Genomic DNA, 7,446 nt, shown 5'->3' with positions numbered 1-7,446 from the left:
AGGATGGCCGGCCGCCCGTCGGGCAGCTTCAGCATCCGCAGCGTCGGGTCGAGGGTGGCGAACAGCATGTCCTCGGCGACGACTTCGGACTGGGTCAGCCGGTTGAACAGCGTCGACTTGCCGGCGTTGGTGTAGCCGACCAGCGCCACCGTCGGGTACGGCACCCGGCCACGCGCCGAGCGCTGCAGGGTGCGTGTGCGGCGCACCTCCGTCAGTTCGCGCTTCAGCTTGCCGATCTTCTCGGCCAGCAGCCGCCGGTCGGTCTCGATCTGCGTCTCGCCCGGGCCGCCCATGACCCCGAAACCGCCGCGCTGGCGCTCCAGGTGGGTCCAGGTGCGCACCAGGCGCGACCGCTCATAGGAGAGCCTCGCCAGCTCGACCTGCAGCCGGCCTTCCCGCGTCCGGGCGCGGCGGGCGAAGATCTCCAGGATCAGGCCGGTGCGGTCGATGACCTTCACCTGCCAGGCCTTTTCCAGGTTGCGCTGCTGCACCGGCGTCAGGCTGTCGTCGACGATCGCGACGTCGGCCTCGGCGAGCTCGATGATCTTGCCGATCTCCTCGACCTTGCCCTTCCCGAACAGGGTCGCCGGCGTCAGGCGACGCAGGCTCGCGACCAGGGTCTCGCGAACCTCCAGGTCGAGCGCCAGCGCCAGGCCGACGGCCTCGTCCAGGCGCGCTTCGGCCTCCCGGGAGGCGTTGCGGCCCTCCCGGTCGGGGTGGATGACGACGGCGCCTTGGACAGGCGCCTCGCGGTCAACGGCTTTTGAAGATCTCAATCGGACTCGTCTTCGCCGGGCTCATACAGCTGCACGGGCTGGGCCGGCATGATGGTGGATATCGCGTGCTTGTAGACGAGCTGCGATTGCCCGTCCCTGCGGAGCAGAACGCAGAAGTTGTCGAACCAGCTCACCACGCCCTGCAGCTTTACGCCGTTGACCAGGAAGATGGTGAGCGGCGTCTTCGACTTGCGTACGCTGTTCAGGAACGTGTCCTGCAGGTTCTGTTTCTTCTCGCTCACGGCTTTTCGCCTCTTTGTTTTGATCGGGCGACCAAAGCGCCGCCCACACACGCAAGTCAGCTAGACTGGGTTTTGCGACAGGCGCAATCGCAGGCGTCGTCTTAGATGGCCGAGGCCTTCGCCTGCTCGATATAGAGACGCCTAAGCCTCGCCGCCACCGGACCGGGCTTTCCCTCGCCCACCGGCTTGCCGTCTACGGCGATCACCGGCAGCACCAGCGTGCCTGCGCCGGTGATGAAGGCCTCCTTGGCCGCGACGGCGTCGGCCGGCGTGAAAGGGCGCTCATCGACTTCCAGCCCCTCGCGGCGGATGACCTCCAGCAGCGAGCCGCGGGTGATGCCGCGCAGGATGTTGGCGTTGGTGTCCCGCGTGCGCAGCCGCCCGTCGCCGTCGACGATCCAGGCGTTGGAAGAGGCCCCCTCGGTGATGAAGCCCAACTCGTCGACGAACCAGGCCTCCGCGGCGCCGGCCGCCCGCGCCTTCTGCTTGGCGAGCGCATTGGGAAGCAGGTTCACGGTCTTGATGTCGCAACGGCCCCAGCGGGTCTCCGGCGTGGTGACCACGGAGACGCCCTTGGCGGCGCGGGCCTCCGAAGCGACCCTGTCGGTGGCGCTCACCGTCATGATCACGGCGGGCCGCACCGGCGGATTGGGGAAGGCGTGGTCGCGCGGGGCTACGCCGCGGCTGACTTGCAGGTAGAGCAGGCCCTCGCGGATGCGGTTGCGGCGCACCGTCTCCTTCAGCACCAGGGTGAGCGCGGCGCGGGTCATCGGCATGGGGATGGCGAGTTCGCTTAAGGATCGCTCCAGGCGCGCGAAATGCCCCTCGGCGTCGCTGAGCCTGCCGTCGAACAGCGCCCAGACTTCGTAGACCGCGTCGGCGAACTGGTAGCCGCGGTCCTCGATGTGGACGGCCGCCTCGCCCTGCGGGACGAAGCGGCCGTTGACGTAGGCGATGCGGCCCATCAGCTCAATTCTTCCTCGAGCGCGCGGGCGCCGGAGAGGCCGAGCGACTTCAGCTTCCGATGCAGGGCCGAGCGCTCCATGCCGATGAAGGCCGCGGTGCGCGAGATATTGCCGGAGAAGCGCAGCATCTGGGCGTTGAGATACTCGCGCTCGAACACCTCGCGGGCCTCGCGCAACGGCAGGGCGATCATCCGCTCGGCGCCCAGGCTGGTGGCCTGGTCGGTGACCATGGCCTCGGCCGGCAGCATGTTGGCGGTGATCGGATCGGACGGCGCGCCGGAGGCGAGGATCAGCATCCGCTCCACATTGTTGCGCAGCTGGCGCAGGTTCCCTGGCCACGCGCGCACCTGCAGGGTGGCCAGCGCGTCGTCGGCCAGCCGCCGCTTCGGCATGCCGGTCGCCTCGCTGATCCGCTCGATGAAGTACTCGACCAGCTCCGGGATATCCTCTCGTCGCTCCGAGAGCCCGGGCACGTTCACCGGCACGACGTTCAGCCGGTGGAACAGGTCCTCGCGGAACCGGCCCGCGGCGATCTCTTCGCGCAAATCGCGGGAGGTCGAGGAGACCACGCGGACATCGACATGCACGTCCGAGTCGCCGCCCACGCGGCGGAAGCTCTGGTCGACCAGCACGCGCAGGATCCGTCCCTGGGTCTCGCGCGGCATGTCTGCCACCTCGTCGAGGTAGAGGGTGCCGGCGTGGGCGCGCTCGAAGACGCCGACCTTGGCGGTGCGGCCGTTGTCGCCCTCCTGGCCGAACAGCTCCACGTCCATGCGCTCCGGCGTCATGCCGGCGGCGCTGATCGGCACGAACTCGTTGCGGGCGCGGTTCGACGCCCCGTGGATCAGGCGCGCCACGGTTTCCTTGCCGGATCCCGGCGGGCCCGAGATCAGGACGCGGCTGTTGGCGCCGGCCAGCTTGACGATCATCTGGCGCAGCTGCTGGGCGGCCATCGACTTGCCGGTCATGCCCTCGGGCGTGATCGCCTGGGTGCGAAGGCGGCGGTTTTCGCGGCGCAGGTTGGCCGCCTCCAGGGCGCGCTCGACGACCAGCAGCAGGCGATCGGATTTGAAGGGCTTTTCCAGGAACTCGTAGGCGCCGCGCTTGATGGCGCTGACCGCGGTTTCGATGTTGCCGTGGCCCGAGATCATGATCACCGGCAGGTCGCCGTCGAGCGCCTTGACCAGGTCCAGCAGCTCCAGCCCGTCCATCCCGCCGCCGGCCATCCAGATGTCGAGGATCAGCAGCGCCGGCTTCCGCGCCCGGACGGCCGCCAGCGCCGACTCCGAGTCGGTGGCGGTGCGCACTGCATAACCCTCGTCGGCGAGGATCCCCGCCACCAGTTCGCGGATGTCCGCCTCGTCGTCGACCACCAGAACGTCAGACGCCATCATCTAGTCCTTCAAGCCGTCACGGTTTCGGGTTTCGGCGCGGACCGGGTGCGCGCCGAGGGCGGAAGACGCAGGATGGCGAGCGCGCCCGGGCCAGCCGGCGCGTCGGTCAGCTCCAGTTCGCCGCCATGGTCTTCCAGGATGCGTTTGACGATCGCCAGGCCCAGGCCGGTGCCCTTCTCGCGGGTCGTCACATAGGGTTCGGTCAGCCGGTCGCGATCCTTGGCGGGCAGGCCCACGCCGTTGTCCTCGACCTCGAAGGCGACGCCGGTCTCGTCCGAGACCAGGCGCGCGCGGATACGGCCCTTGGTCCGCGCCGCGCGGCGGGCGCTGACCGCTTCGGCGGCGTTCTTCAGGATATTAGTCAACGCCTGCGCCAGCATCCGCTCGTCGGCCAGCAGGCGGACCTCGGGAATCGGCTCCTCGAGTTCGACGTCGATGCCGGGACTGGCCACCCGCTGGGCGAACACCGCCGCGCGGATCAGTTCGGAGGCGTCCTGCTCGGCGAATTTGGGCGCCGGCATGCGCGCGAACGCGGAGAACTCGTCGACCATGCGGCCGATGTCGCCGACCTGGCGCACGATGGTGTCGGTGCAGCGGTCGAAGGTCTCCAGCTCGGAGGGCGCGATATCCTTGCGGTACTTCTTCCGTAGCCGCTCGGCCGAGAGCTGGATGGGGGTGAGCGGGTTCTTGATCTCGTGGGCGATGCGGCGGGCGACGTCGCGCCAGGCGGCGTTGCGCTGGGCGGTGACCAGGCGGGTGATGTCGTCGAAGGTCAGCACCTGGCCGTCCTCGATGTGGCTGGCGCGCACCCGCAGGCGCCGCGTCTCCCGGCCGCGGACGATGTCGACCTCCTCCTCCGCCTCGGCCCCGCGGCCGGCCTGGGCGGCGACGGCGGCGATCTCGGGGGCGATGTCGGCGAGCTTGCGGCCGCGGCCATGCTCGGCGGCCAGGCCCAGCAGCACTTCGGCCTGACGGTTGGCGGCGGAGATCTGGCCGTCCGCGTCGAGACTGATCACGCCGGCGCTGACTTCGGCCAGCACGGTCTCGATGAACTCCCGCCGTCGCTCGGCCTCCTCACGGGCGCGCCGCAAGGCTTCCTGCTGCGCCTGAAGATCGTGCGTCATGCTATTGAATGCACGTGACAATACGGCGATCTCTTCGGGGTCGTGGTCGGCATCGACGCGGGCGCTCAGGTCGCCGCTGGCCACCTTGCCCGCCGCTTGCACAAGCCGCGCCACCGGGCCGGAGATGGCGTTGGCCGCGCCCAGGCCCAGCCAGACGGCGCCCACCAGCACCAGCAGCGCGGTCTCGGCATAGCTGAGCGCGAAGATGGTCTGGATCTTCTGGCGGTTCTGAGCGGCGTCGCGATAGGCCACCAGGCTCGCCTCGGCCTCCAGCAGGTGGGCGACGATCCCCTTCTCCACCGGGCGGACGACATAGAGGTAGGCGTCCGGATAGGCGCGCAGCCTGTAGACCGAACGCATCACGTCGCCGCAGTTGCGGTTGCAGAGCCAGATGTCGCCCTGGTCGGCGGCCTTGAAGCTGGAGGCCGGCGGCATCACCAGGGGACCGGCCTGCGCCGCCTCCGCCCGCGCCAGCACCCGGCCGTCGCGGTCGATCAGATAGGCCGCCGGGAAGGCGTGGTAGGAAGCCAGGCTCGCCAGGAAGTGGTTGAAGGTGATCGGGCTCGCCTGCAGCATCGGCGCGGCGCGGTTCAGGTCGCCGCCCATCAGGGTGACGTGGTCCTGGATGTAGCGGCTCTGCTCCTCGACGTAGGAGCGCGCGACGGTCGCCGAGTTCTCAACCACGGTCTGCACACGCTGGCTGAACCAGTTGTCGACCCCGCGATTGACCAGCACCCCGTAGAACAGCGCCACCACCACGGCCGGCGCCACCGCGGCCATGGCGAAGAGGGTGACGAAGCGGACCTGCAGGCGCGCGCCCGGATCGCGGTCGCGGGCCTCCAGCAAGGCTGCGAATCGTAGGAACACGATCAGGGTCAGAGCCAGGATCAGGACCAGGTTGAAGCCCAGGACCGTGAGGATCAGCTGGCTGGCGGGGCCCAGGGGCCCGGTCGAGGGCGGCGAGGCGGCCAGCAGGATAGCGAGGCCGGTGAGCGCCGCGGCCAGGCCGTAGCCGAAGCCCAGCACAACCCGCGACTGCATCGCCTGCCAGACGCGCCCGGCCCCGGCGCCGGCCACCCACTGTCGAACATCCAAAGCCATTGGCGGGGAGCCTAAGCGACTGTGCCCCAAACTCAACAGTCTTGTTGCAAGGATGCGTCAGGCTGCGGCGGAGCGCCTCAGGCCTTTCTGCTGAGCAGGCAGAACGCCACGCCGTGGGGGTCGAGGCCCTGGATGATCCAGGAGCCGTTGGGCACCGCCTGCGGGCCCATCAGGACCGTGCCGCCGGCGGCTTTCACCCGCTCAGCGGCGGCCCCGATGCTGTCGACCTGGATGTAATAGTTCCAGACCGGGGCGGGCACGTTCGGGGGCTTGGTCATCACCGCGCCGACGGTCTCGCCGTCGGCGGCGAAGGTCTGGTAGGTCCCCATCGGCCCCATGTCGACGGCCTCGGCCTTGGTCCAGCCGAACAGGCCGGAATAGAAATCGAAGGCCTTGGCGCCGTCGCCGGCCCAGAGCTCGCGCCAACCGAAAAAGCCCGCGTCATCCGGGCCCCCAGTCGGCGGCCCCTCGGCGGCGAAGCCCTTGTAGAGAAAGAAAACCGCGCCTTGCGGATCGGCCACCGTGGCGAAGCGCAGGATGCCGGGGATGTCCATCGGCTCGCTCAGCACCTTGCCGCCGGCCTCGCGCACCTTGACCGCGAAGCCGTCCACGTCGTCGACTGCGATGTAGCCGAACCAGCCCGGGCGGGCGATGCCCGCCCGTTCGCCGTCCGGAGCGGGTGCGATCCCGGCCACGCCTTTCCCATCCACCTGCAGCAGGGTGTAGGGCATGCCCTGGCCGACGTCCTGCAGGCCCCAGCCGACGACCTTGCTATAGAACGCGCCCGCCCCGCTCGGATCTGGCGTGACCAGTTCGTACCAGTGGAAGTTGCCGCGCGCCTGCGCCATGGCCGTATCTCCGCTGAGCGTCCCCAGCCTGGGGATGGCCACCTTAGCGTCGGCCGCGCTGCATCTCCACGCCCAGATCGGAGATCTTCTTGCGCAGGGTGTTGCGGTTGAGCCCGAGAATTTCGGCGGCGCGGACCTGGTTGCCGCGGGTGGCCGACAGGGTCAGCTGGATCAGCGGCCGCTCGACCTCCTCCAGCACCCGGTCGTAGAGGCCCGCGGGCGGCAGGCCGTCCGGCTGGTCGGCGAAATAGCTGGAGAGCTTGCGCTCCACGAGCTGCGCCAGGGTTGCTGGGCCCTCCTCGCCCTGCACCGCCGGTTGCTGGTCGGCGAGCTCGCGCTCGACGATGCGGGCGGTGATCAGGTCCTCGCCATAGAGGGCGCAGATCCGGCGGACCAGGTTTTCCAGCTCGCGGACATTGCCCGGCCAGGAGTGCTGCCGCAGCCGGTCCAGCGCCGCGGCGTCGATGGTTTTCGACGGCAGGCCTTCGCGGTTGGCGCGCAGCAGGAAGGCCCGCGCCAGGTCGGGGATGTCGTCAGCCCGGTCGCGCAGCGGCGGCAGGCGCAGCGGGGCGACGTTCAGGCGGAAGAACAGGTCCTCGCGGAACAGCCCCTGCTGGATCAGCCCGCGCAGGTCGCGATTGGTGGCCGCGATGATCCGCACGTTCGGCCGCCGGCCGGTCTTGGGATTGAGCGCCGGCTCCGAGCCGTCGATCACCCGCAACAGCCGTGTCTGGGCGTCCAGCGGCATGTCGCCGATCTCGTCGAGGAACAGGGTGCCGCCATCGGCGTCGATCAGCTTGCCGGCGTCGCCGTCCTCCTTGCCGAACAGCTCGGTCTCCACCCGCTCGCGCGGGACGGCGGCCAGGTTGATGGTGACGAACTTGCCGTCGCGCCGCCGGCCCATGTCGTGCAGGGCGCGGGCCACCAGCTCCTTGCCGGTGCCGGACTCGCCGGTGATCAGCACGGTCAGGTCGGCGCCGACCAGGCGCGCGATCG

General features: G+C 69.7%; 7 protein-coding genes. All 7 read right to left on the bottom strand.

Translation table 11 applies throughout. The features are described 5' to 3' along the window. The coding region (hflX, locus tag JWP28_RS00415) for a GTPase HflX (protein ID WP_299538698.1) at positions 1-776 on the bottom strand (776 nt) is incomplete at its 3' end. Beyond that, the gene (gene hfq / locus JWP28_RS00410) at positions 773-1,018 is read right to left on the bottom strand and encodes an RNA chaperone Hfq (protein ID WP_293367327.1); all 246 of its coding nucleotides are present in this window, start codon (positions 1,016-1,018) and stop codon (positions 773-775) included. The genes hfq and hflX, both read right to left, overlap by 4 nt. A 101-nt stretch (positions 1,019-1,119) precedes the next feature. After that, complete coding sequence (locus tag JWP28_RS00405) at positions 1,120-1,983, bottom strand: D-amino-acid transaminase (protein ID WP_299538695.1); 864 nt, start codon at positions 1,981-1,983, stop codon at positions 1,120-1,122. Further along, on the bottom strand, positions 1,983-3,374 hold the full coding sequence (locus JWP28_RS00400) for a sigma-54 dependent transcriptional regulator (protein WP_299538700.1): 1,392 nt from the start codon (positions 3,372-3,374) through the stop codon (positions 1,983-1,985). The genes JWP28_RS00405 and JWP28_RS00400 overlap by 1 nt, the downstream gene beginning before the upstream one ends. Before the next feature lie 11 nt (positions 3,375-3,385). Beyond that, entirely contained in the window at positions 3,386-5,602 is a 2,217-nt protein-coding gene (locus tag JWP28_RS00395) for a PAS domain-containing sensor histidine kinase (RefSeq protein ID WP_299538693.1), read from the bottom strand. Between the two features lie 77 nt (positions 5,603-5,679). Further along, positions 5,680-6,450, bottom strand: coding sequence for a VOC family protein (locus tag JWP28_RS00390; RefSeq protein WP_299538690.1), 771 nt, complete (start codon positions 6,448-6,450; stop codon positions 5,680-5,682). Between the two features lie 43 nt (positions 6,451-6,493). After that, on the bottom strand, positions 6,494-7,446 hold a 953-nt coding region (locus tag JWP28_RS00385), incomplete at its 5' end, for a sigma 54-interacting transcriptional regulator (protein ID WP_299538687.1).

The organism is Phenylobacterium sp. (genome assembly GCF_028290885.1).
In the GTDB taxonomy this organism is placed as follows: Bacteria; Pseudomonadota; Alphaproteobacteria; order Caulobacterales; family Caulobacteraceae; genus Phenylobacterium.
Note: the sequence above shows the minus strand (reverse complement) of the source record. Positions and strands in the feature narration are given on the sequence as shown.

Coding starts and splice junctions, on each gene's coding strand:
- JWP28_RS00405 (WP_299538695.1), bottom strand. CDS start 1,983: ATGGGCCGCATCGCCTACGTCAACGGCCGCTTCGTCCCGCAGGGCGAG.
- JWP28_RS00400 (WP_299538700.1), bottom strand. CDS start 3,374: ATGGCGTCTGACGTTCTGGTGGTCGACGACGAGGCGGACATCCGCGAA.
- JWP28_RS00395 (WP_299538693.1), bottom strand. CDS start 5,602: ATGGCTTTGGATGTTCGACAGTGGGTGGCCGGCGCCGGGGCCGGGCGC.
- JWP28_RS00390 (WP_299538690.1), bottom strand. CDS start 6,450: ATGGCGCAGGCGCGCGGCAACTTCCACTGGTACGAACTGGTCACGCCA.